Here is a 23,063-nt window from a genome sequence, read left to right on the forward strand (position 1 = left end):
GCAGCTTGCGAACAATCGAAATAATCCCATCCGTGGGGGGATGGCCAGTCCGATATGCCTGAACAACCCGTTTTTGTCCCCAAAAACAGAGGTTTTCAGGACAAATTGTTAGTTCCTACCCGACTATTCCCGGTTTAGTCGCGCCCCCGAATATCAGGGGGCATTTTTGTGCTAAACTTGCGGACACCCTCTCGGACCGACGGGACGGGGCTAACTCATTACAACCCCTACGATTGATACCATTTAACAGTTCAGTCCCAGTTTTTGTTTTTAGGGCTCTGGGCCGTTTTATCAAAAGGATAAGATTCTGATGCGTTTTAGCCTTGTGACCGGGGGGGCGGGATTTATTGGTTCGCACTTGGTAGAGGCGCTGGTTCGGCGTGGTGACCGGGTCCGCGTGCTTGACAATCTTTCCACCGGCAAGCTGGAAAACCTACGACACTTGCAGGCCGAAATCGAACTGATCGAAGGGGATTTGTGCGATCCCACGGCGGTCCAACGGGCTGTAACTGGTGTGGAAACAATCTTTCATCAGGCGGCCCTGGCCAGCGTACAGCGAAGCGTGGAAAAACCGCTGGACACCCATGCCGCCTGTGTCACCGGGACGGTGCAATTGATCGACTCTGCCCGGCGCGCGGGGGTGCGGCGGATCGTGTATGCCGCGTCGAGTAGCGCTTATGGCAATCTGCCGGCGGCTTCCAAGCGGGAAACCGATCTCCCCGCCCCTATTTCTCCCTATGGAGCGGCAAAATACGCGGCGGAGCAGTATTTAATGGCGTTTGCCGCTATGGGCGAGATAGAAGCCGTGGCGCTACGCTATTTTAACGTGTTTGGCCCCCGGCAGGATCCGCATAGCGAGTATTCGGCGGTTATCCCCCGCTTTATCACCGCCATGCTCAATCAGATCCCCCCAACCGTTTACGGCGACGGCGAGCAGTCGCGGGATTTTACCTTTGTGGAAAATGTCGTCCGGGGAAATTTGCTGGCCGCGGACGCACCGGCGGCCAATGGCAAAGTGCTGAATTTGGCCGCAGGACACAAAGTAAGCTTGCTGGAGCTTATTGCTCATCTTAATACACTGTTGGGGACGAATATTCAACCCCGGCATGAACCGGCCCGGGTGGGCGATGTGCGTGAAAGCATGGCGGATATCACCCTCGCCCGGCAAATCTTGGAGTACGCTCCCACGGTGGGGTTTTTGGAGGGCTTGCGCCGGTCAATAGAATATTATGTGGGCCTGGTGCGAATAGGATAGCCCGCCGAATGTAGCCCGCACACTCCGTGTGCGGAAAGGCAAGCGATGCTGTGGGATCATCGATCCGTGTGTCCGCTGTATTAATTGTATCCTCTCTCGGAGTGAGACGAGGACAATGTAGCCCGCCGAATGTAGCCCGCACACTCCGTGTGCGGAAAAGCAAGCGATGCCGTAGGATCATTGATCCGTGTGCTCATTTTCCAGCACACTCTCAACACACTTGCATCCTCGTCCGCCGATATCATCGGCGGCTTTGTATCCTCTCACGGAGTGAAAGGAGGACAATGTAGCCCGCCGAATGTAGCCCGCACACTCCGTGTGAGGAAAAGCTAGAGGTGCCGTGGGATCATCGAGCCGCGTGCTCACCATCCACCATCCACTCTCCATCACCCACTTACCGCTGATACAGACCCGAGAGAATCTGGCCGGGGCTAGGGGGAGCCACGCCCTGGCTCAACTTTTGGGCGGATAACGCCCGGTTCTTGGCCGCGTCGGCGTTTTTAGGGTCCAGCCGCAAGGCGGTGTCAAACGAAGCGATCGCCTGGGCATGGCGGTCTTGGCGAGCCAGGGCCACTCCGCGTAAAAAGTAAATCCGGGCATCGGCGGGATTCAACCGAATCGCCCCATGAAAGTCCAGCACGGCCGGAGTGAACTCATCCAGGGATAAATAAGCCAAACCGCGGTTCACATGCGCGGGGATGTACTTATTGTTGAATTTGATCGATTGGGAATACGATTGAATGGCCAACCGTGGCAGGCCTAACTCCATATAGCTGAGGCCCTTCCACAATTCGGGGCGCGGATCGGCATAAATCAGCCCCGCCGCCTCTTCAAAATCCAAAATCGCCACAGCGTATTCTTTATTGTGATACCAAGCCACCCCGCGATTCAAATACAAGTCGCCATTCTCCGGGGCCAGTTCGATCCCTTTAGTATAGGCGGCAATTGCTTCGTTATACTGCTGCAGCATGCGGTGGCTTAGCCCTTTGACCAGCCAGTATCCCGGATCAGCCTTTTGCGCATCATCCACTTTATCCAACGTGTCCAGGACTTCTTGATACTTTTCCGCCCGGTAAAGTTCCATCACACGCTGTGCCTCGGCTTGAAGTTGATCGGCATTGCCTGTTCCTGGCAGGGTTTCGGTACCGGGCGAGGTGTCTTGAATCGACTCCGGCAGGCCGGGCAATGTCCCTATGCCACTCGCGGGAGCCGCCGACTCCGCCGCGGGAGCTGAATCCAGGGGATTTGTCAGGGGGTTGGTAACCGTGCTATTTGCAGGATTTCCCGGACCGGCGGATTCCAGGGGATTGGTGGCGGGGTTGGTGTTATTGGGGTTTGTTGCCGGATTGCTGGTCTGAGAACCAAGATTTCCCGAGGGAACGCCGTTGTTGGTGGTTGTTTTGCCGGATACCCCCGTTTGAGGAGGTGCCGCCTGTTGAGATGTGGCCCCCGGCACGTCGCCCGGCCTGGCGGTTGACAAATTATTTTGAGTATTTCCCGCGGGGCCAGCCTCCGAGTTTTCAAAGGGATTGTTCATCGGCTGCAACGCCAATACCGTCCCACTGACCCATAGCCCCGCCAACATCGCCAAAAATAAACGATTCCCCACGGAATTCTTTCGCGTCAACCAAGCCATGGAAGTGTTCCTTGTGCCCTATGCGTTGAATTTGCCCACGTTGCGCAGCACTATTTCCCCAAATGAGCGGGAAATCGCACCATCAAGCGACTGCAAGTAATTATGGGTTGAATTTTTCCACGAAATGCCACTGTGGGGCATTGCGGCGGACAAACTCAACCGTTCCCAAGGTGGCATAATCCCTAAGGGCGGCATCATCCCCATAACTCCTATCCTACGCGATGAACTAAACCGTGGTTTGCGCTGGGGTGAGAGCCCGTTGAAGCTGTTGGCGGATTTCCCCTTCAATCTGGCTCTGAAAGAAATAGGCGGCTAGGGGAATCTGACCGGTCACATGGACCTCTTTTGGTTCCACCTGGAGCTGGCCGGAAATATCAAAACCCATCGCTTTAAACGAGATTTCTAATAGATTGCCAACCCAGGTGTGTTGAACGCCGCTCAATCTGTCCGACGAGCGAGCCAACGTTTGAGTTACCAGGTTTTGCATGGAGCGGAGGGCCGCAGGTTGATCCAACGTGTGGGGGACAGTTACCGAGATTTTTGGCATGGTAGGGGAGAATTGCGAGGGAATTGGCAAATAGTCGGTTTTTCAAAGTTTTGGATCAGAAATAGCATTTCATGGGCCAAAAACAATCATTTGTGATAATGTAACAAAAACCGCTGGCTGAAACATGGATTTTGGGTCAAAGGTATTATTGCCTAGAAAATAACTACCAGATTTTAACCCCGCTACGGACAATCACCCCACGAATGTTTGCCCATTTTAACATTTTCCATGCTGTACTCCCCCGCACGCGCAGAAGTTGGCTGGGGACCTGGCTGGTGGCCGGGCTGTCCAGTTTGCTGGGAAGTGCCTGGATGGCTTGGTCCGTATGGTGGGTGCCGCTGGACCCGGCGACGGCCACTCCTCCGCAGTTGGTACGCTGGCTTTGCACTCATTTGGCGGTGGAGCAACCAACCAACTGGCAAGAATCGCTTTATCTTCGTTGCGAACGGGAAGTCTTGTCCCCAGATTCCAGCATTGATTGGCAGGAATTGGCCGCCGCCCTGCAAGCCCTCACGCCAGCACAGAAAAAATGCTGGACAGAAAACTTGGATTGGTTGGGGGGGACTTGGTTTCGCCGTGAAGGGGCGGAATATTTGGCCCTTCCCGCACAAGAAAAAGGAGCAAATTTACGCCAGCAAATTAGCGGCTGGTGTGACTGTGAGCTGAAATATTTGACAAAGGTTTATCAGATAAGCCAACCCGCCCAGCCGTCAGTCCCCCCGGCAGAGCCGTCCCCAGCCAGTAATAAACGGGCAGGGCTATCGTTTCCTTTGGCAAGTCTGGAAAAATCCCCTCCAGCGGGGCCTCCCTCGGCACTGTTGCTCATTCAACAAGTGATCGAACGTTGGATCAAGTCCGCGCCGCCGGGGGAGCAAAAGGGATTGCGCGAATTTTGGGGGGCGGTCCAATGGCAGTTTCTTACCCAGCCCCAATTGTGGAACAAACTGCCAATTTCCCCCATCAACCCCGCAAAAAGTTAGTTATCTTCCGATTGATAATGCAAACGGTCTGCTGGATGCCAGAGAGGGAGTCCGCTTTCCAATCGCTCGGCCAGAATGGCCAGTTTTTCGTCTGATCCGGGTAAAGCACGGGTTGCCGCATAATCATTGGCCTGCACCGCTTGAGGCTCATAATCCCAATAACCCATCTGAATGGCTTCTAGCACCGACAACGGCATGGCTGCCTCCCACCGCAGGAAAAGAACTATGAAAAAAGCATGGAACAGAGATCGTCGCAGGAGTAGAGAAAATCCAGGAAGAGCAGTACGAGCAATCTCAACCGATGTAGTTGGCAGTATTGGAATTTTTTTGGTGTGCGTCAAGAATTGGGAAACATAATTTTCACATAATCTAAACAACTCTTGATGAGCAGCGAAAAACTTTTTTTAGTGAATTCTTACAGTAATTCACTGCATGTTTATCATGTGTAGAATTACTACTGAAAAATACCCGCGAAAAATGACTAAATCGAATTCCAGTTTGTACCGCTGCCTAATTCTTTAGCAGAGGTGCTTATTTTTAGAGGTTGTTTTAAGATTTGTTGATACAATTAACACTTTCTAGAAAATTTATAAAACTTTTTTCATCGGTGGATAAACTGTTGATTGAATTCTCTGCCCCGGTTCCCTCGCATTCAATTCGCCAATCCATCACCGCCCGCCATTCCAGAAGGCCCGTTCTTGGTGATCTGTTTCCCGACCCTACTGTTTTGCAAACTCCACCCCGTACCGCCGCGACATCGAATCCACATAATTGGAGGGTTCTTAGGTCTTGAAATTGTAATTTACCCGCCGCGACGCTCAGTATTCCCGACTGCTTTAGCTTTGCGGCCCAGGTCTGTAACTGATGATGGCTCCAAATTTGACACAATCCGGGACCGTTTTTATTAAAAGTGTCAATGGTGAGGGCGGGGACCTGGGTTTCTAGGGCAAATTGGAGCAACTCCGCAGGTTGGGGGGCGAGACAATCCCTGGCGTCCGCGTAACAGACCAGCACCCCCCGCGTCATCTGGGGCAAGGTTGCCTGCCAACGCAACCATGCGCTCCGCCAATCAATCTCTCTGCATCTTGCCAAGCCGATTTTGGCCCAGGAATAACCGTTCCAAGGGGTAGCTTTGGTTGTTTCCGGGGATAATTCCACCGAATGAGATCGCATGTTCGGAGCGGAATTTTGCTCGGACTCCCAATCGAATAACTCTCCCGCCGCCGCGCTTAAGGGGATTTTACCGGCATATTTAGAGGCAATCGCGCGGCGCACCTCCTCGGGGGCCGCTCCCAACGAGCCTAATGTGGGTTCCTTGATGTCTAAATAATTCACTCGGCAGGCAAACGCCAGTTCCGCCTCGGCCATATCCCTTACACTGACCAAAAGCTGTGTCATTTGGCCCCCTGTTGCGCGTCGTAAAGGGTTTGATTAATCCGCTGAATTAATTCCAAATTCAACGGTTCGCAATACAGACCCCGGATGGTGACTTCCCCCATGCACCACTTTCCCAGCGCGAGGGGCATGTCCCGGTGGGCGTATTCCTCGGCACTTTCGGCGAGTTTGAATACGATATTCCGGGTTTGCACATCTTTGCGGGGAGCGCCGGGTAGCTCCGTCACCCCGGTCCCCAATAAAGCGCATTCGGCAACTTCCAACGGAACCTCAATCGGCTGCGGTCCGGGCAAATAAAATTGCAAGCGATCCTGTTTTAGAACTACAACGGGTTGCCGCAGTTGCAGCCAGACTAGCCCCCCCCAAGCGAGTGCCAAGAGCAGGCCCAGAATTCCCAGACCCACGACTAGGGTGCCATTGGTGGTAATTCCCCACCCGCAAGTGACCGCCGCGATCAGAAACAGCAGCAGGGGAAAGACCAAGGCTCCCCATGCCAGGCGATGATTTGCGCGTAATAAAATTTGATCGGGCACTGTGCCAAAAATTAAAAAAGGGTACAGAAACGGGTAAAGCCAGTGCGGGAGGCCTGTTGCTAGGACGCACGGCGGGGGGAATTTGCCTTTTGTAAATCAGGGAATCACGATAAATTAACACTTTTGACTTAAAATTCCCACACTTGAGCGACCGCGTGACCCATCAGTTTATCACCAGCGCAGCGCATCTGCAGCGATTTTGTCAAGAAATATTGACAGAACCGTACATTGCGTTTGATACCGAGTTTGTCTCGGAACATACGTATCGGTCGGAACTCTGCTTGATTCAAGTCGCGGCGGGGGAACATCTGGCCGTGATCGACCCTTTGGCGGTGCGCGACATCAAACCCTTCTGGGACGCCATAGTCGCTCCGGGGCACCAGACGATCGTGCATGCCGGGCGGGAAGAGCTAAATTTTTGCCTGCAAGCCACGGGGGAGCGTCCCGCGGACCTGTTTGACGTGCAACTGGCCGCGGGTCTGGTGGGGAATGAATATCCCGCTGGATACGGCGCGCTGTTGCAACGGCTGTTGGGAATATCCCTGGAAAAAGGGGAAACCCGCACTGATTGGCGGCGGCGGCCTCTTTCCCGTTCGCAGCTGGAATATGCCCTGGACGATGTCCGGCATTTACGAGCCATACGCGATATCTTGACCGAAAAATTAACCTCCCGCGGACGCCTGGGCTGGCTCACGGCCGAGATGGAAGAATGGCAAGCGGAAGTGACAGAGTACCGCACGCGCGAGCACTGGTACAAAATCTCGGGAAATACCGGCCTTAGCCGTCGTTCGCTGGCGATCCTGCGCGAGTTATGGCACTGGCGCGAGGGACAGGCCAAAATGCTTAATCAACCCGCGCGCCGCGTGTTGCGGGACGACTTTTTGATAGAGCTAGCCAAACGCCGCAGCGCGGACATCAAGCAAATCCAGGCCATTCGCGGGTTGGAACGCTCGGACTACAAGCGTGTATTGCCGGAAATTGCCGACGCCATCGAGCGGGCCAATTCCTTGCCCGAGGGACAGCTTCCCGTTAGTCAAAAACGCGATTTGCCACAACAATTTACGCTGCTCGGCCAGTTCTTGTCCGCCGCGCTCAGTAGTATTTGCCGCTCGCAAAATGTGGCCATGGCCCTGGTGGGAACCGCCACCGACGTCCGCGACCTGATCGCCTATAGGTTGGGATACGACAGTGGCGAGCCGCCACTCCTAGCCCAGGGTTGGCGGGCCGAGGTTGTCGGCCAAATTATCGAGGATTTGCTGTCGGGCGAGCGCTGCATCCGGATCGTCGATCCGCAGTCAGATGATCCGCTGCGGTTCGATTTGCTCAATAAATCTCCAGAAGAAGATTCTCCCCCGAAATAACTTGGCGTGGAGGCTGTCGTCTGACGCTGATTTTTCTAGTAATTTGAGCAAAATAAATGCGTGCCAAGTAGTCCCTTTTGGGTTATGATAAAAAAGTTTGCGGGGGGGGAGGGTTCGACGCGCACGGGGAGAGGTGGACCCTTCTCCCGGCTTGCTCATGGTCAGCGTTGCCGCATCATCCCTGTCGCTGATTTTGCACTTCTTTTAATTTTTAAACATTCCAATTTTGGTTGATTTTATGACGCACAGTAGCTTCAGCAAAATTTGGATTTGTGTCAGTTTGTGCCTGTTGATCATTAGGCCGATTCAGGCGGAAAATCCCGTTCCAGAAACTAAATTAGGCGATACAAAGCTGGACGAAACTCGGCTTCCCCCTCCCAGCAAGGGGTTTGACTTTCATAAGGATATCCGCCCGATTCTGGAATCTTCTTGTTTGGCGTGCCACGGCGCGACCAAGCAAAACGGAGCATTCCGCCTGGATACCCGCGAGCATCTGCTCAAAGGGGGGGATAACGGCATCGCGCTGCATCTGGGGAAAAGCGCCGCCAGCCCCTTGATTGCCCGCGTCGCCCGGCTGGACAAAGAGACCGCCATGCCCCCTAAGGACGAATACGCCCTCAAGCCAGAGCAAATCTCGCTGTTACGGGCCTGGATCGACGCTGGCTTACCCTGGCCCGAAGGTTTTGTCATACGGGGCGAAGTGACCGCCGAGATCGAACTCGAGCCTGAACAACTGGCCAAACTTCCCCCCGCAGCCAATCGGCAAATTGATTTTATCAAGGATGTCCAGCCCATCTTTGCCGAAAACTGCTTTAGCTGTCATGGGCCGCATCGCCAGGAAGCCGGCTTTCGTCTGGATCACAAACCGACCGTCTTAGCCGGGGGAGAATTGGGCGTGGCATTGGCCCCGGGAAAGAGCGACAAATCGCTGTTGATTCACTTTGTGGCCGGGTTGCGTCCCGAAGGAACCATGCCCAAGAAAGGCGCTCCGCTGACCGCAGAACAAATCGGGATCCTCCGCGCCTGGATTGACCAAGGGGCGGATTACCCCGATTCCGCCAGCGTGGTGCTAAAAAATGCCCTGGATCATTGGGCGTTTAAGGCGCCCGTGCGACCACCAGTGCCGCAAAATGGCCACCCCCATCCTATTGACGCGTTTGTGTCGGAAAAACATGGCACGGCCGATTTGCGGTTCTCGCCACCAGCGGAAAAAGCCCAATTGTTGCGACGGGTGCATTTGGATTTGATCGGACTCCCCCCTACGGTGGCGGAGTTGGACGCGTTTTTGGCGGATAATAGCCCGGACGCCTTTATCAAGGTGGTGGATAAACTCTTGGCCTCTCCGCATTATGGCGAGCGTTGGGCCCGGCATTGGTTGGACGCCTCGCGGTATGCGGACTCTGACGGCTACGAAAAAGACAAACCGCGCATCGCCCACTTTTACCGGGATTGGGTGATTAACGCTTATAACCGGGACTTGCCGTATAACCAGTTCATTATCGAGCAACTGGCGGGGGACCTATTGCCCAATGCCACGCAGGACCAGCATGTGGCGACGGGCTTTTTGCGAAATTCGATGCTCAACGAAGAAGGGGGCGTCGATCCCGAACAGTTCCGCATGGAGGCGATGTTTGACCGGATGGACGCCATGGGGAAGGCAATGCTGGGGATCGGCCTGAATTGTGCGCAATGCCACACCCACAAGTATGATCCGATTCAGCACGAGGAATATTATCGTCTGTTTGCGTATTTAAATAACGATCACGAGGCCCAACCGCGGGTCTATGCGGCGGATGAGTTGATGCAGCGGGCTAGCGTTCTGCAGCAGATTGGCGAAATTGAAAAACATCTGCAAGAACTCGATCCCGCCTGGGCCTACAAAATGGCCGTGTGGGAAGACTCCTGGCGCGCGGTGTCCCGTCCCGCCTGGACGGTGGTTACGCCCGACATTGATAAAAACTCCACCGGCGGGCAGCGTTATTACCTATTGCCGGACGGCAGTTTTTTGGCGCAGGGCTACCAACCGACAAAGTCCACGGCCCACATGACATTCCAGACCGACTTGCAGGGGATTACAGCGTTTCAACTGGAAACCCTGCATGATGACAATCTTCCCGCACGCGGTCCGGGTCGGTCATTTATGGGAACGTTTGGCCTGTCGGAATTCAAAGTCGAAGCCAAAAAGGAGGATGGCGGGCGCGAAGGGGTCAAGGTAGCCTCCGCCGCGGCCGACTTGCAGGCCCAACCCGAAACAGCCGTGCATCCCAACTTTAACGAAGACCCCCCCGTCAAGCGGTTCTTTGGCCCTGCTAGCTACGCGCTCGATGGCAATAGCGACACCGGCTGGTCCAGCGACCTGGGCCCAGGCCGACGCAACTTTGAAAGCACGATTGTGTTTAACCTGGAAAAACCGCTCACTAGCAAAGAAATTTATGTCCAACTGATGCAGAACATTGGCGGGTGGAATAGTGACGATCTGCAAGCGGCGCAATTGGGCCGGTTTCGGCTATCGGTGACCACCGCGCCAAACGCTACGGTTGATCCCGTGCCGCCGCATGTCCGCCGGGCGCTGGCCGTGCCGCGCGACCAGCGCAATCCGGCCCAAGTCGCCACGATTTTTGCTTATTGGCGCACGACCGTCCCGGAATGGAAAGAACACAACGACCGCATTGAGGCACTCTGGGCCACCCATCCCGAAGGGACCACCCAGATGACGCTGGCCCAGCGTGATGATCCGCGTTTGACCAGCATCCTCAAACGGGGGGATTGGCTAAAACCGGGCAAAGCGGTCACGGCAGGCGTACCTAAATTTTTGCACCAAGTCCCCCCCGACGCCCCCCCCACGCGGTTGACCCTGGCGCATTGGGTTGCCGACCGCAATTCCCCCACGACCGCTCGGGTCTTTGTAAATCGGGTGTGGCAAGCGTACTTTGGCGTGGGAATTGTGTCGACGAGCGAGGACTTTGGCACCCAGTCCGAGGCCCCCTCCCATCAAGAATTGTTAGATTGGCTGGCGGTAGAGTTCATGGACAACGGCTGGAGTGTCAAACAACTCCACAAGCTGATCGTCACCAGCCAGACATATCAACAATCCAGCGCGGTGACGCCGGAACAACTGGAAAAAGACCCTTACAATCGGCTGCTGGCCCGTGGACCACGCTTTCGCGTGGAGGGAGAAATTGTTCGCGATATTCAGTTGGCGACATCCGGCCTGTTAAATCCCAAGCTGGGTGGCCGCGCGGTCATGCCTCCGGCCCCGGCGTTTTTGTTTGTGGCCCCCGCCAGCTATGCCCCGTTCCCCTGGAAGGAAGAAACCGGCGAGGACCGCTATCGACGGGCGGTTTATACCTGGCGACGGCGGACCACCCCTTATCCATTTTTGCAGACGTTTGACACTCCCGACGCCAACGTTGCCTGTGTGCGCCGCACGCGGGCCAACACTCCGCTGCAAGCGTTAATGACACTGAATGAAACCGTCTCGATGGAGGCGGCCCGGGCCTTGGCCAGGCGGATCTTGCAGTCCGGGGGCCCGACTGATCTTGATCGGATCAATTTTGCCTTTCGCACGGTGCTCAGCCGCAGCCCGTCGGATAAAGAAATCGCCGCCATCCTGCAACTTTTGGAAAAGCAAGAAGCCCGCATTGCCGCCGGTTGGGTCAATCCGTGGGAAATTGCGACGGGTAAAAAGGAATTTCCTACCGATCTGCCCAAAGACACTAACCCCACGCAGTTGGCGGCGTACACCATCGCCTCCCGCGTACTACTCAACCTGGACGAAACAGTGACCAAGGAGTAATGCAGGGTAATGCGGGGCTACGTGGCAGGGGCTTTAACAAACCACAAAGCCGCCGATGGCATCGGCGGTCTGGGCCGCGAGAGGTGGGGACGGCCACGTGCCACTGCTTTAGCCCATAACAATTTACCCTTAAATTTCCAACTGACCGAAGTCCGTGCCACAAACCGCAGTGGCATTGACATCGTCAGAGTTCGCCTTTTTTCGCTAACTAATCGCGTTTTTATACTTGCGGGCCAACGGCCCGACCGATCCCAGCCTAGGGCAAGCGCAGTAAATGATAAAACCAATTTGATAGGGCCAACGGCCCGATTCATCTTCGTTTTTCAAAATTTGAGCTGTGACTGTTTAGCCTAACATTGATTTATCACTTTCAATTTTGCATTACACTATTCCGCCTGTTCACAGGACCACGTTATGAACCTTGCCACCGAACTCCAAGCCGAAATTCAAAAATACCTCACCCGTCGCTGGTTCTTGCGCGATTGCGGGGTTAAGCTGGGCGCGCTGGGTCTGGCGTCAATGTTGGGAAACACACTCGGCAATGGTCCTAACGGGGCCATTGCGGCTGGTGGTAATGACGCAAAGACGGGACCAATGGCCCCCAAGCAGCCGCATTTCCCCCCCAAGGCCAAGCGCGTGGTCTACCTTTTTCAGGCGGGAGCGCCGAGCCATCTTGAACTGTTCGATAACAAGCCTGAACTGGCCAAATGGGATGGCAAATTGCCCCCTGCGGAACTACTTAAAGGCTACCGCGCGGCCTTTATTACGCCCAATAGCTCGCTCCTCGGACCAAAATTCAAATTTGCCAAGTATGGCCAGTCGGGGGCCGAACTGTCGGAGCTGTTGCCCCATACGGCTAAAATCGCCGACGAACTGTGCATTGTCAAATCGCTGGCCACGGACGCCTTTAACCATGCTCCCGCCCAGATCATGATGAACACCGGTTCCATGCAATTTGGGCGGCCCAGCATGGGATCGTGGGTGACGTATGGGTTAGGGACGGAAAACCAGGATTTGCCGGGGTTTGTGGTCTTTTCCACCGGTCAAAAAGGGACCAGCGGCGGGGCCAGCAATTATGGCTGCGGCTTTTTGCCCACCGTGTACCAGGGGGTGCCGTTCCGCGGGGTAGGGGACCCAGTTTTGTTTCTGTCCAATCCGGCGGGGATTGATCAGCAGACCCAGCGCGAGACGCTGGATGCGATAAAGCTACTCAACGAGGAACACCTGGCTAAACAGGGTGACCCTGAAATCGCCACGCGGATCAATTCGTATGAATTGGCCTACCGCATGCAGGGAATCGCGCCCGAGATCATGGACCTCAATCAAGAATCCAAGGAAACGCTCGAAATGTACGGCGCGGAGCCGGGCAAAATGTCGTATGCAAATTCGTGCCTGTTGGCGCGGCGACTGCTAGAACGGGGCGTGCGCTTTGTGCAGGTCTTTCATGAGGCCTGGGACCACCACGGTGGGTTGGTGGGGGGGCTTAAGGAACAGTGCGGCAACACCGATAAAGCGAGCGCCGCCCTGGTGGCCGACCTGAAACAGCGGGGACTACTGGATGACACGCTGGTGATTTGGGGAGGGGAATTTGGCCGCACGCCGATGAACCAAGGGGGGGCCGACGGCCGCGACCATCATCCCAACGCCTTTACCATGTGGTTTGCGGGGGGCGGCGTAAAAAAGGGGCACACCATCGGCGCGAGCGACGAATTTGGCTTTAACGCCGTCGAGGACCGCCTGCACGTGAATGACCTGCACGCGACGTTACTACACCTCTTGGGCTTTGACCACGAAAAACTGACGGTGCGCTTTCAGGGGTTGGACTTCCGCTTGACCGGCGTGCAGGGGGAAGTCATGAAAAAGATGATCGCGTAGGGTTTTTGAGTCGTAGGGATTAACAAAATTCGCCGCTCATAGCGGCGGTTTTTTTGTCTTATTTATCGCTCAGGAGCAAGCCTCGCTCGGTGGTCTAATGTTTAATATGGGTATTTGGCAATTTGCTTCTTAGTTGTGCCACGGCAGCCGCGGAGGTATTGGTATTTTCCAAGTAAAGAAATCTTAATGATTGCAAATTTGACAATTGGGCCAACCCCGTGTCTGTGATTTGCGTGCCGGAAAGGTCTAAGTCGCGCAATGTTGTTAAACGAGCAATTACGGCCAGTCCGGTGTCGTTAACGAGAGTATCGCGGAGTCTGAGGCTATCTAATGGCTGTTGAGTTAAATACGAAAAACCTGTCCCATTGATTGGATTCTCCGTCAAGTTTAAACCTTTAAGTTTTAGTAACTTCCTAAAGTTGATTAGCCCGTCATCTGTAATCTGGTTGCCAGTTAGATCCAAGTAATCGATTTTTGAGTTTTCGTTAATAAGCGTGAGATCAGTATCTACTAATTCAACATCAGCAATATAGTGAGTGTCATGGGAGATGAAATATTTCTCATCCAATAATTTATTGCGGCGTGCAAGCCGGGGATGCTCAGCCTCGATGCGCTTTCTTAATAAAATCTCAGTGCCAAAATTTATTTTATGCGGTGTGGCTCCAGAATAGCGACCATCAGCATGCGGCCAGCTATCTCCCGAGCTGAAGTCGTGGATTATGCAGAATTCATAAGGTTGTTTGGTATCAATGATCGCCATCAAATTCCCCTGCTCCGCCGTAATCAACTCAAAGTCTTGTTCATAAGGGCCAATTCCACGTGCGCCAATCGAACATAGGGGGATCACCACCTGATCATTAACAGTAACTTCATAACAAAAAGATTCGATAAAGTCGGGAAATCGCTCTCCGTAGATTGTAATACGGCGGCCCTGCCCACAGTCGAATTCCTTAAACACATACTCATTTGGAATATCATAAATGATTTTTCCTAGCCATAAACCTACGGCAACGACGACGAAAGCCAGTAGTAAGCTCAGTAACCGAAAACGAGGTAATTTATAAAGTGGCTTCATGACGGTTCATGTTAAGGATCGCTCGAAAAATAAGGACCCGGATTATTATACTCCGAATGCCTGCTAGCACGATATTTGGCGTGTTTTCACCGGGAAGTTATTTGTCGTGCGCCCCTAAGGCGTAACATGTGGAATTGTGGATATCCATTTACTTGTGGCATATGTTGGATTTTACAGCAACTCTTTCAATCGGCGATAGGTCGAGTACTCAATTCGATCTAGTTGATTTGGACAATACCATGCCTCTAACCAGCTTTAACCACGTTCTTTTGTTATACTTGCTGTATGCCCCCAATCTTGCACCTCGAAAAAATTTTAAACTCGCCACCGGAAGATGCTTTCGCAATATCGCGAGAACACTCTGCTGGATTTACCCCGCGCCACTACCGCGACTCAGCCGACATCCTTCCTTGGCTGCGTCTGCGCACACTCGCCTTTGCGAAGGAGCGTCCCGGACTGGCCCAATGGACCGAACGGGACTTTGAACGCGAGTTTTTGGCCAAGCCCTGGTGGTCGCCCACGCGAATGTGGCTAGTTGAGGATTTTACCCCGGGGGGCGGCGCGCCGGTCCTGGTCGGGGCGGTCTGCCTGGCTGAGCGCGGGGCAACCACCCATGATCCGCTACCGGGGCAGTCTATATCCGGCGGCGGTATGATACCGGATGCGCGTTCTGCCCCCGGCGGGGGTGATGCCGTTTTGCCGCTTTCCGTCATCCATTGGCTGATGGTCCATCCCGGTTATCGCCGCCGGGGGCTGGGCGAATGGCTCATCCACGTGCTGGAACAGGCTGTTTGGGATTCCGGCGGCAGGACGATCCACTTGGAAACCCATGCTGGCTGGTCCGCCGCCGTCCGGCTCTATACACGGCTGGGTTATAGCCCTGTGGCATCAACCAGCGGTGCCGGATAGAACTCCATGAGCGCCTGCGCTCAGATCACTTCCACGCGATTATCGCGCAGCCTCACCCGCCCTTCCGCTAGCCAGCGAATGACCCGCGGGTAAAGCTCGCATTCAGCGGCAAACACCCGCGCCGCTAGCGAAACTGGCGTATCTCCCGCCAGTACCGGGACAGCGCTCTGAGCGATAATCGGCCCCTGATCGTATTGATTATCCACGAAATGGACCGTACACCCGCTTAGTTTGACCCCCGCGGCCAAGGCCGCCGCATGCACCCGCAGGCCGTACATCCCCGCCCCCCCAAAAGCGGGAAGAAGCGAAGGGTGAATATTGATAGATTTCAGCCAAAAGTCATCAGGAATGATCAGTTTCTTTAAAAATCCAGCACAAACTATCAAATCCGACTGCTCTTTTCGGCAATGCTTAAAGATTTCCTGGCTAAATGCGGCTAATCCAGCGGTGGGATCGGAATGATGATAATCCCGCGGATTGAGGGAGATCGCGGCAATCCCTGCCCCACGAGCCAGGGCTAGGCCGGGAGATTGAGAGTTGCTGGATATGACTTGAATGATTTGACTGCCCGACGGAAGGGCTTGCTGGTGATCCAGCAAATTCCGAAGCGTGGTCCCCCCACCCGAGATTAAGACAGTGATACGCATGGTAAAGCCCTGAAAAGCTGGCATTATGCCGCTAATGCACCCCCCTGGCTAGCGTCAAAAGTAAATAACCACAAAACTGCTTAGGGAGACGAAAGGGAAACCGGGCAAAAGAAGGAAAAAAGTGAAAAATGCGAGAAAAATAGAGCAGGAACGATCAGAAGGATCTGCGGATATGGAGCAATTGCACCAAGATAGTGATTGAAAATAATCAAAATCTAATACAAAATGCTTGCAATCTACCAAAAATGAAGGAATAATCTCATTAATTGTTAGAGTTAGCCGGGGGAGGTTGTGTGCTAGCCGAGGAGCGCCGAAATCGATTGATCGAACTGGTCCGCCAGCGGGGATTTGCCTCGTTGCCGGCGCTAGTGGAGGCATTGGCGGTGTCGGAATCGACCATCCGCCGCGATCTGGATTATTTGGAAGAGTTCGGCACGATGCGGCGGACGCATGGGGGAGTCTTTTATACCGGCCAGGCGCCATTGCTGCCCCACTTTATTGAAAGCCAACCCGCCAATTGGGACCAAAAGCAGGCAATCGCCCGGCGGGCGGTGGAACTGGTGCAGGAGGGGGACTCCGTCCTCTTGGACGGGGGGACCACCACGTACGAGGTGGCGCGATTATTAGTTGGGCGGAATTTGCAGATTGTGACCAACTCCTTGCCCGTGGCAAATTTATTTACCGCCAGCGCCAGCACGGAACTGATTTTTTTGGGGGGGTACATCGATCACCGTTCCGGCGTGGCGATGGGGCCATATACCAATGAAATGCTCGGCCAGTTGAATGTCAGTAAAACAATCATGAGCGTCGCCGCGGTCCATGACCGGGGATTTTATAACAGCAATGTCCTGTTGGTGGAAACCGAACGGACGATGATGCGGGCCGCGGACCAGGTGATTATTGTCGCGGATAGCAGCAAGTTTGGCCGCCGCAGTTTGCAGTTACTGGGGCCGTTGGCGGATGCGGATCATTTGGTGGTCGATGCCGAATTGTCCCCCAAGTGGCGGGAAAAATTGGCCGCCGCGCAGGTGCGGGTTAGTCTGGCGGCCAGTGCGGGCAAAAATCAGACCGCGGAGGGTAACTCCGCCCACCAGGAAACTGGCGGCTCGGCGGGCCTTACTCTATCGCAAAACACATCAAGCATACCGGGTGGTAACGCGACAACTTTGTCGGAATAGCAAATTGGCAATTACTTTGATCAACCTATAGCTACTTTTCCATGTCCACAACCACGATCCAACCTGCCATCGACCGTACTTGGGTGGAACGCATCGTTCGTGATGTGGTGCGCGGCCAGACGGGGGCGAAGGCCTCAAATCAGCAACATAACGCCGCAATTCATTTGCAATCCGCAAGTTCCGGGCAGCCGAATTTGGTCGTCAGCATTTCCGCCCGGCATTGCCATTTAACAGATGAACATGTGGAGATTTTGTTTGGCCGCGGGGCAAAATTGACCCCGCATAAAATGCTATATCAGGATGGCTTTTTTGCCGCGGAGCAAACCGTCATGCTGGTCGGCCCGAATAAGCGCAAGATGCTTCCCACGGTGCGGGTATTGGGACCGACCCGTCCCGCCAGCCAGGTCGAGCTGGCCTTTACCGACGCGATCTCCCTGGGGATTGAAATTCCTGTGCGGGCCAGCGGCAAAATTACCGGCACCCCAGGCTGCATCCTGGTCGGTCCCGCCGGGGTGGTGGAACTGCATGAAGGCGTCATCCGCGCTGAACGGCATGTGCATATGAATCTGCAACACGCCGCGTACTACGGCGTAAAAAACGGAGATCGCATGCATTTGCGGATCACATCCGGCAGTTGCTCGGCGGTGCTGGAGGATCTGTTGGTTCGCGCCGACCAGACCAGCAAGCTAGAGGTGCACATTGATACCGACGAAGGAAACGCGGTCGATCTGGATCACGCGACCAAAGTGGAGCTATTTCGCCGAAATTAATTCAACCAAGAATAAACCTTGAACTGATCGCCGCGCAACGTGATAGTTTGACGCGGCCAAGCAGACCGAATGTGTGGGATTGTTGTCACTTTTTTACTTTTGGGAGAGTGCTATGGCAATGGTGATGGAAGCGATCGGCATGATCGAGACCAAAGGGTTTATCGCCCTGGTGGAAGCGAGCGATGCCATGATGAAGGCGGCCAACGTCAAGTTCCTGGGTTGGGACAAGGTTGGCAGCGGGTTGGTGACGGCGTTTGTGACGGGGGATGTCGCCGCGGTCAAGGCCGCCACCGACGCGGGAGCAACCGCCGCCGGTCGGATTGGCGATGTCGTTAGTGTGCAGGTGATTCCCCGCCCCCATGAAGACCTGGAAGTGGTGCTCCCCGTGAAAGTGGCCCGCAGTGGTGGCGTCGAGTAGTTTTGCTGTAAATCAGCAATACGGCTGAAAACATTCACCGGCATGCGCGAAAATGGCGTAAAACCGTCATGCTTTTGAGATGCATGCTAACTTTTGACTTGAATTTGCCTCATTTTTTCCTAGGAATGTGACCCATGAATACAGCGATTGGACTGATTGAAACCAAAGGCCTGGTGGCCTTGGTGGAAGCGACCGATGCGATGGCCAAGGCGGCCAACGTGCAAATTGTGAAACGTGTTTCCATCGGCGGCGCGTATGTCACGACCGTGGTGACCGGCGATGTCGGCAGCGTGCGAGCGGCGGTGGAAGCGGGGGCTGCGGCCGCCTCGCAGGTGGGAGATCTAGTGGGGAGCCATATTATTCCCCGTCCGGCCGAAGGCCTAGCCGCGGCTTACTTTAGCTAAGTTCGGTTAAACCACTCACGGAGGAAGCCTTACCATGAAAATCCTGGTGGCAAACCTGGGCTCGACCAGCTTTAAGTATCGCCTGTTTGACATGGCGGACGAACGGCAATTGGCCCGGGGGGGGGTGGAGCGGATCGGCAGCGCCAGCAGCCGCTGCTTTGTGGAGATCAACGGCCAAAAGCGCGAGCTGACGGCGGTGGTTCCCGATCATGCGGTGGCGGTCAAGGCCTGTTTAGAGCAATTGACGGATCCCGACGGTGGATGTTTACAGTCCGCCGACCAAGTCGCGGCGATTGGCTTTAAGGCCGTGCATGGCGGAAAGTATAGCGGTGTGCAGCGGGTCAATCCCGGAGTACTGGCGGCGATGGAACAGATGAATCCCGTCGCCCCCGCACATAACCCTCCCTACATTGCGGCCATGCGGCTACTGAGCGAGAAACTGCCGGGATTACCCCTGGTGGCGGCGTTTGAGACTGGCTTTCACCAGACAATTCCCGATCGATTGCGGTTGTACCAGGTCCCCCATGCTTGGGCCACCGACTATCACGTGCGACGTTGGGGATTTCATGGCGCTAGTCACCGCTATATTGCGGGGCGGGTGGCGAAATTGCTGGGCAGGACGGATTTGCGGGTGATTTCGTGCCACTTGGGTGGGTCCAACTCGCTTTGTGCGATCCGGGCTGGCCATAGCGTGGCGACCAGTATGGGAATGAGTCCGCAGACCGGGCTGCCGCACAATAACCGCACGGGTGATTTTGATCCGTTTGCCTTGCCAGTGGTAATGGCGGCATCGGGAAAAACGCTGGAGCAGGTCTTGGATGATCTGGCCGAGCGGAGCGGACTGTTGGGACTGAGCGGGGTGAGCGGTGACGTGCGCGACCTAGAAAGTGCCGCCGCGGCGGGGAACGCGCGGGCGCAATTGGCGCTGGACGCGTTTGTTACCGCTATTCGCCAGTACCTGGGGGCGTATTTGGTGGAACTGGGGGGGGCGGATGCGATTGTGTTTACCGGGGGCATCGGTGAAAACAGCGCGGCGATCCGCGCGGGCGTGTGCGCGAATTTGTCAGAGCTAGGCATCGAGTTGGATGCGGCGGCCAATAACGCCGCCACGGGTGAAGTTTGCGTTAGCACGTCCAGCTCGCGCACACAGATTTGGATCATGCCAACGAATGAAGAACTGGTTGTCGCGCGGCAGGCGTACGCCCTGCTGACTGAACAATCCACTACAGCGGATTAGAACCATGTTTGTCGCTAAAGTTACCGGATCCGTGGTTTCCACGCACAAGGTTGAGTCGATGACCGGCCGCAAGTTGCTGGTGGTCGAGCCGTACCGCATCGATCCCGACACCCGCGGCAGCCTGAAAACGACGGGCCGCACGTTTATCGCCATCGATACGGTGGGGGCGGGTGAGGGAGAGTTTGTCCTGATTACCCAGGGGTCGAGCGCGCGGCTGACGCCCGAGACCAAAAATCTGCCCATCGACACGGTCATCATTGGGATTGTTGATCAAGTGCAAGTCGATAATCAAACGGTTTTTCGACGGGAAGATAGTTGAGCGAAGATCGCGATTTGAGATTTCATATTTGAGATTTGTGATTTGAGATCTCCTTCCCACTATCCACTCCTCACTATCCACCCCCCACCATCCACTCCACACTACCACCCACCCATGCAAGCCACCGAAACACTCATTCGCAGCGTTGTCCAGCAGGTATTGGCGGAGCTAAAGGGTTCGCCGCTGGCGAATGGCGCGCACGCCACGGCGGGTCGGGGGTATACGGGTCGTTTTGGCATCTTTCAGTCCGTGGACGAGGCGACCACGGCCGCGACCGAGGCTTTTGAGCGACTCAGCGAACGCACCCTGGCCGACCGCAAGCGGATCATTGATCATATCCGGCGGATTTCCATCGACCAGTGCGTGGAACTGGGGACGCTGGAAATGCAAGAAACCAAAATTGGCCGCCTGGCCCATAAGATCGAAAAGCTCAAAACGCTGGGCGAGCGGACGCCGGGGGTGGAGTTTTTGCGGAGCGAAGTCTTTAGCGGCGATCACGGTTTGGCCGTGATAGAGCACGCTCCCTTTGGCGTGATTGGCTGTATCACGCCGGTGACGCACTCTCTACCCACCATTACCGGCAACGCCGTTAGCATGTTGGCGGGAGGAAACACGCTGGTGGTCAATCCGCATCCCAGCGGCAAAAAAGTCGCGGTCGAAGGGGTGCGGCGCTTTAATCAGGCCATCTATGCCGATTTGGGAATCGATAATCTGATTTGCGTCCTGGCCGAACCGACGCTAGAGACCGCCAGCGCGCTCTTTGCCCATCGCGATGTCAAGCTAATCTGCGTGACCGGCGGGCCCGCGGTCGCGCGGGCGGCCATGCAATCGAGCAAGCGGGCCATCGTGGCCGGGCCGGGAAATCCCCCGGTGGTCGTGGACGAAACAGCCGATCTGGACCGGGCCGCCCGCGCGATCATCCAGGGGGGCGCCTATGACAACAACCTGCTCTGCATCGCCGAAAAAGAAGTTTTCGTCGTGGCGAGTGTCATGGATCAATTGCTGGTCGCCATGGAACGGGCGGGAGCCATCCGCCTGAATAGCGTGGAAATCGAAAAGCTGACCGCCCAAGCGATCACCAGCACGGGGGAGGGGAGCCACAAGCATGACGTGGCGGCCAAGGAATTCATCGGCCAAGATGCCGCCGTCCTAGCGCGGGCGATTGGCAAAACAGTCCCGCCCCAAACCGAACTGCTCTTTGGCGAAACGACCGTGGCCAACCCCTTTGTGCCGGTTGAACAAATGATGCCCTTTATCCCATTTGTCCGCTGCCGCGATGTGGATGAATGCATCGCCCTGGCCAAGCATTATGAGCACGGATTTCGCCATACGGCCATCATTCACAGTAATAATGTGCGCAACATGACCAAAATGGGCCGCGCGCTGGATACCACGCTCTTTGTCAAAAATGGCCCCTGCATGGCCGCCTTGGGCCTTGGGGGAGAGGGCTACTTAAGTTTTTCCATCGCGACGCCCACCGGTGAAGGAGTGACCACGCCGCTGACGTTTACCCGCGAACGCCGCTGCTCATTGATTGATGATCTGCGGATTCTGGGAGGGAAATCAAATTAAGAATTAAAAATTAAGAATTAAGAATGACAGACCAGGTGATCATTCCTTCCAACTCCAGACTCCACTACTCCAAACTCCATTCCACCACTCCCCCATGCAACTGGCCACGGTTATCGGACACGCGACAGCCACCCTCAAGCATCCTTCGATGCATGGGTGGAAGCTATTGCTGGTCCAACCTTTTATGAAGGATGGCCAGACACCGGATGGAGATGTACTCTTGGCGGTGGACCATTTGGGAGCGGGGCGCGGGGAACGAGTGATTATTACCAGCGACGGGGCGGGGACCCGAGCCTTGATGAAATCCGACACCACTCCCGTCCGGTGGAGTGTCACGGGGATCGCCGATCAAGCAAGCGGCGAAAATTAAAGAACAACATATTGTGCCGTGCATGAATCCAACCGAGAGTCAAATCGATGCGATTGTCGCCGAAGTGCTGCGACGGCTGCGCGTCGACACGTCCGGAGTGGCGTCGGGCGGTATGACCGGGGAAGTACAACTCACGGCCAAGGTCATTGGGCTGGCGGATGTGGCGGTATTTGCCGGTAAAGCCGTCACCCTGCGGGTGGCAACCGGGGCCATTGTCACGCCCGCCGCGCGCGATTGGCTGCGGGAAAAAGAGATTTTGCTGATCAAGGAACCAGCGAAGTTAAACAATAAAAACGAGCCAACCGCAAACCAGCGTCGCATCGCCGTGCCCAAACCAAGCACCATCGTTTGGGCGGATGTCCGGCCAACCACGGCTAGCGCGGCGGTGCTGCGAAAGTTGCGCGACAGCGGGTCCACCGTGCAGCAAATTGCCCGCACGGGTCAGTCGACCATGGTGGCGGAGGTGGCGGAACAAGTGGCGGGGCATGGTTTCAGGGGGGTGGTGCTGACCGGTGAACCGTGGAGTGCGGTAATCGGGGCTAATCGCCGCCAGAGTGTGCAGGCCGTGTGGTGTCGAGATCAAAGGGAAATACACGACGCCCAACGGACGGTGGAGGTCAACTGTTTGATCATTGACCACGCGCGGCAAACGCAGTTTGGATTGTGGAATATTCTGCGTCCGTTTGTCGAGCGCTAGGTAAATGCAGAATGATGAATGTGAAATGCGGAATGATGAATACAGAATGCAGTATGCAGAATAACACCAAACTTCATTCCTCCAAACAC

22 protein-coding genes are annotated in these 23,063 nt (G+C 55.3%); 15 read left to right on the top strand and 7 right to left on the bottom strand.

Going from position 1 to position 23,063, the window contains the following annotated elements:
• Positions 1-310: 310 nt before the first annotated feature.
• Positions 311-1,255, top strand: coding sequence for an SDR family oxidoreductase (locus tag SFX18_18860; protein ID MDX1965213.1), 945 nt, complete (start codon positions 311-313; stop codon positions 1,253-1,255).
• A gap of 394 nt (positions 1,256-1,649) precedes the next feature.
• Here SFX18_18860 and SFX18_18865 read toward each other — a convergent pair whose 3' ends face one another.
• Together SFX18_18865 and SFX18_18870 are read right to left on the bottom strand one after the other, a co-directional pair.
• Positions 1,650-2,891, bottom strand: a complete 1,242-nt coding sequence (locus SFX18_18865) for a tetratricopeptide repeat protein (protein ID MDX1965214.1) — start codon at positions 2,889-2,891, stop codon at positions 1,650-1,652.
• 226 nt (positions 2,892-3,117) lie between these two features.
• Positions 3,118-3,438 (bottom strand): polyhydroxyalkanoic acid system family protein, encoded by a 321-nt coding sequence (locus SFX18_18870; GenBank protein ID MDX1965215.1) that lies wholly within the window; start codon positions 3,436-3,438, stop codon positions 3,118-3,120.
• 311 nt (positions 3,439-3,749) lie between these two features.
• Here SFX18_18870 and SFX18_18875 point away from each other — a divergent pair, with 311 nt between their 5' ends.
• Positions 3,750-4,418, top strand: coding sequence for a hypothetical protein (locus SFX18_18875; protein MDX1965216.1), 669 nt, complete (start codon positions 3,750-3,752; stop codon positions 4,416-4,418).
• Here SFX18_18875 and SFX18_18880 read toward each other — a convergent pair.
• From SFX18_18880 to SFX18_18890, 3 genes are all read right to left on the bottom strand, one after another.
• Positions 4,415-4,615 (bottom strand): hypothetical protein, encoded by a 201-nt coding sequence (locus SFX18_18880; protein MDX1965217.1) that lies wholly within the window; start codon positions 4,613-4,615, stop codon positions 4,415-4,417. The genes SFX18_18875 and SFX18_18880 overlap by 4 nt on opposite strands.
• A gap of 352 nt (positions 4,616-4,967) precedes the next feature.
• Positions 4,968-5,816 (bottom strand): (5-formylfuran-3-yl)methyl phosphate synthase, encoded by an 849-nt coding sequence (locus SFX18_18885; protein MDX1965218.1) that lies wholly within the window; start codon positions 5,814-5,816, stop codon positions 4,968-4,970.
• Complete coding sequence (locus SFX18_18890; protein MDX1965219.1) at positions 5,813-6,346, bottom strand: hypothetical protein; 534 nt, start codon at positions 6,344-6,346, stop codon at positions 5,813-5,815. Before SFX18_18890 ends, SFX18_18885 begins: the two co-directional genes overlap by 4 nt.
• Positions 6,347-6,501: 155 nt before the next feature.
• Between SFX18_18890 and SFX18_18895 the strand changes: the two genes are divergently transcribed.
• The 3 genes from SFX18_18895 to SFX18_18905 all read left to right on the top strand — a co-directional run bounded on the left by SFX18_18895 (position 6,502) and on the right by SFX18_18905 (position 13,378).
• Positions 6,502-7,707, top strand: a complete 1,206-nt coding sequence (locus tag SFX18_18895) for an HRDC domain-containing protein (GenBank protein ID MDX1965220.1) — start codon at positions 6,502-6,504, stop codon at positions 7,705-7,707.
• A 238-nt stretch (positions 7,708-7,945) separates the two neighbouring features.
• Positions 7,946-11,503, top strand: coding sequence for a PSD1 and planctomycete cytochrome C domain-containing protein (locus SFX18_18900; protein ID MDX1965221.1), 3,558 nt, complete (start codon positions 7,946-7,948; stop codon positions 11,501-11,503).
• A 414-nt stretch (positions 11,504-11,917) separates the two neighbouring features.
• Positions 11,918-13,378, top strand: a complete 1,461-nt coding sequence (locus SFX18_18905) for a DUF1501 domain-containing protein (GenBank protein ID MDX1965222.1) — start codon at positions 11,918-11,920, stop codon at positions 13,376-13,378.
• Positions 13,379-13,472: 94 nt separating this feature from the next.
• On the opposite strand, the gene SFX18_18910 is transcribed toward SFX18_18905, so the two are convergent.
• Positions 13,473-14,453: a hypothetical protein gene (locus tag SFX18_18910; GenBank protein MDX1965223.1), complete on the bottom strand. Its 981-nt coding sequence runs from the start codon at positions 14,451-14,453 to the stop codon at positions 13,473-13,475.
• 285 nt (positions 14,454-14,738) lie between these two features.
• On the opposite strand from SFX18_18910, the gene SFX18_18915 reads away from it, so the two are divergent.
• Positions 14,739-15,362 carry a GNAT family N-acetyltransferase gene (locus SFX18_18915; GenBank protein ID MDX1965224.1) on the top strand — a complete coding sequence of 208 codons (624 nt, stop codon included), beginning with the start codon at positions 14,739-14,741 and terminating at the stop codon, positions 15,360-15,362.
• Between the two features lie 20 nt (positions 15,363-15,382).
• Here the strand turns inward: SFX18_18915 and purN are convergent, their stop codons facing one another.
• Positions 15,383-16,009 carry a phosphoribosylglycinamide formyltransferase gene (gene purN / locus SFX18_18920; protein MDX1965225.1) on the bottom strand — a complete coding sequence of 209 codons (627 nt, stop codon included), beginning with the start codon at positions 16,007-16,009 and terminating at the stop codon, positions 15,383-15,385.
• A 266-nt stretch (positions 16,010-16,275) separates the two neighbouring features.
• Between purN and SFX18_18925 the strand changes: the two genes are divergently transcribed.
• The 9 genes from SFX18_18925 (at position 16,276) to SFX18_18965 (ending at position 22,974) form a co-directional block, all read left to right on the top strand.
• Positions 16,276-17,187 (top strand): DeoR/GlpR family DNA-binding transcription regulator, encoded by a 912-nt coding sequence (locus tag SFX18_18925; protein ID MDX1965226.1) that lies wholly within the window; start codon positions 16,276-16,278, stop codon positions 17,185-17,187.
• Between the two features lie 56 nt (positions 17,188-17,243).
• Positions 17,244-17,957: a phosphate propanoyltransferase gene (gene pduL, locus SFX18_18930; protein MDX1965227.1), complete on the top strand. Its 714-nt coding sequence runs from the start codon at positions 17,244-17,246 to the stop codon at positions 17,955-17,957.
• 112 nt (positions 17,958-18,069) lie between these two features.
• Positions 18,070-18,375, top strand: coding sequence for a BMC domain-containing protein (locus SFX18_18935; protein ID MDX1965228.1), 306 nt, complete (start codon positions 18,070-18,072; stop codon positions 18,373-18,375).
• Positions 18,376-18,509: 134 nt separating this feature from the next.
• Positions 18,510-18,779 (top strand): BMC domain-containing protein, encoded by a 270-nt coding sequence (locus tag SFX18_18940; protein ID MDX1965229.1) that lies wholly within the window; start codon positions 18,510-18,512, stop codon positions 18,777-18,779.
• Positions 18,780-18,813: 34 nt separating this feature from the next.
• Positions 18,814-20,016, top strand: a complete 1,203-nt coding sequence (locus SFX18_18945; protein MDX1965230.1) for an acetate/propionate family kinase — start codon at positions 18,814-18,816, stop codon at positions 20,014-20,016.
• A 4-nt stretch (positions 20,017-20,020) separates the two neighbouring features.
• Complete coding sequence (locus SFX18_18950) at positions 20,021-20,335, top strand: EutN/CcmL family microcompartment protein (GenBank protein MDX1965231.1); 315 nt, start codon at positions 20,021-20,023, stop codon at positions 20,333-20,335.
• 114 nt (positions 20,336-20,449) lie between these two features.
• Positions 20,450-21,907: an aldehyde dehydrogenase family protein gene (locus SFX18_18955; protein MDX1965232.1), complete on the top strand. Its 1,458-nt coding sequence runs from the start codon at positions 20,450-20,452 to the stop codon at positions 21,905-21,907.
• 94 nt (positions 21,908-22,001) lie between these two features.
• Positions 22,002-22,277 carry a EutN/CcmL family microcompartment protein gene (locus tag SFX18_18960; GenBank protein MDX1965233.1) on the top strand — a complete coding sequence of 92 codons (276 nt, stop codon included), beginning with the start codon at positions 22,002-22,004 and terminating at the stop codon, positions 22,275-22,277.
• A 22-nt stretch (positions 22,278-22,299) separates the two neighbouring features.
• The gene (locus SFX18_18965) at positions 22,300-22,974 is read left to right on the top strand and encodes a hypothetical protein (GenBank protein MDX1965234.1); all 675 of its coding nucleotides are present in this window, start codon (positions 22,300-22,302) and stop codon (positions 22,972-22,974) included.
• Positions 22,975-23,063 lie beyond the last annotated feature (89 nt).

The organism is Pirellulales bacterium, from assembly GCA_033762255.1.
Lineage (GTDB): Bacteria > Planctomycetota > Planctomycetia > Pirellulales > JALHPA01 > JANRLT01.

Bases quoted from the DNA above. Each gene is read 5' to 3' on its own strand.
- SFX18_18905 (MDX1965222.1), top strand. From the start codon at position 11,918: ATGAACCTTGCCACCGAACTCCAAGCCGAAATTCAAAAATACCTCACC.
- SFX18_18945 (MDX1965230.1), top strand. From the start codon at position 18,814: ATGAAAATCCTGGTGGCAAACCTGGGCTCGACCAGCTTTAAGTATCGC.
- SFX18_18865 (MDX1965214.1), bottom strand. From the start codon at position 2,891: ATGGCTTGGTTGACGCGAAAGAATTCCGTGGGGAATCGTTTATTTTTG.
- SFX18_18880 (MDX1965217.1), bottom strand. From the start codon at position 4,615: ATGCCGTTGTCGGTGCTAGAAGCCATTCAGATGGGTTATTGGGATTAT.
- SFX18_18870 (MDX1965215.1), bottom strand. From the start codon at position 3,438: ATGCCAAAAATCTCGGTAACTGTCCCCCACACGTTGGATCAACCTGCG.
- SFX18_18935 (MDX1965228.1), top strand. From the start codon at position 18,070: ATGGCAATGGTGATGGAAGCGATCGGCATGATCGAGACCAAAGGGTTT.
- SFX18_18965 (MDX1965234.1), top strand. From the start codon at position 22,300: ATGAATCCAACCGAGAGTCAAATCGATGCGATTGTCGCCGAAGTGCTG.
- SFX18_18940 (MDX1965229.1), top strand. From the start codon at position 18,510: ATGAATACAGCGATTGGACTGATTGAAACCAAAGGCCTGGTGGCCTTG.
- SFX18_18960 (MDX1965233.1), top strand. From the start codon at position 22,002: ATGCAACTGGCCACGGTTATCGGACACGCGACAGCCACCCTCAAGCAT.
- SFX18_18875 (MDX1965216.1), top strand. From the start codon at position 3,750: ATGGCTTGGTCCGTATGGTGGGTGCCGCTGGACCCGGCGACGGCCACT.
- SFX18_18910 (MDX1965223.1), bottom strand. From the start codon at position 14,453: ATGAAGCCACTTTATAAATTACCTCGTTTTCGGTTACTGAGCTTACTA.
- SFX18_18915 (MDX1965224.1), top strand. From the start codon at position 14,739: ATGCCCCCAATCTTGCACCTCGAAAAAATTTTAAACTCGCCACCGGAA.
- SFX18_18950 (MDX1965231.1), top strand. From the start codon at position 20,021: ATGTTTGTCGCTAAAGTTACCGGATCCGTGGTTTCCACGCACAAGGTT.
- SFX18_18885 (MDX1965218.1), bottom strand. From the start codon at position 5,816: ATGACACAGCTTTTGGTCAGTGTAAGGGATATGGCCGAGGCGGAACTG.
- SFX18_18900 (MDX1965221.1), top strand. From the start codon at position 7,946: ATGACGCACAGTAGCTTCAGCAAAATTTGGATTTGTGTCAGTTTGTGC.
- SFX18_18860 (MDX1965213.1), top strand. From the start codon at position 311: ATGCGTTTTAGCCTTGTGACCGGGGGGGCGGGATTTATTGGTTCGCAC.
- purN (MDX1965225.1), bottom strand. From the start codon at position 16,009: ATGCGTATCACTGTCTTAATCTCGGGTGGGGGGACCACGCTTCGGAAT.
- SFX18_18955 (MDX1965232.1), top strand. From the start codon at position 20,450: ATGCAAGCCACCGAAACACTCATTCGCAGCGTTGTCCAGCAGGTATTG.